The organism is Helicobacter sp. WB40 (assembly GCF_027859275.1).
Taxonomy (GTDB): Bacteria; Campylobacterota; Campylobacteria; order Campylobacterales; family Helicobacteraceae; genus Helicobacter_D; species Helicobacter_D ibis.
Genome location: NZ_JAQHXS010000037.1, coordinates 1 through 243, shown reverse-complemented (window position 1 = coordinate 243; position 243 = coordinate 1). Strand labels below are relative to the sequence as shown.

Genomic DNA, 243 nt, shown 5'->3' with positions numbered 1-243 from the left:
GTGGTAACCGTGTAGGCGCCCGCCTCCCCTGCCACGGGTTGCGGCGTCAGCAGACGCTCATGGGCCAGCTCGGCCAGGCTCTTGCGGATCTGCAACCGGTTTACCTGTTCCCAGACCGCCGGCGACAAATGGGCGGCCGCGCGCTGCGGGGCAAGACGCAACAGATCCCCACAGGTTTCCCGCCGTGCCGCGATCAGCATGGCCGCCGGGGAACCCAGGAACTGCTCACGGGAACAGAAGGCC

The 243-nt window shown here is 68.3% G+C and carries 1 protein-coding gene; it reads right to left on the bottom strand.

The annotated features are described in order from the left end of the window. On the bottom strand, positions 1-200 hold a 200-nt coding region (locus PF022_RS08825; RefSeq protein ID WP_271023588.1), incomplete at its 3' end, for a hypothetical protein. Positions 201-243: the final 43 nt, after the last annotated feature.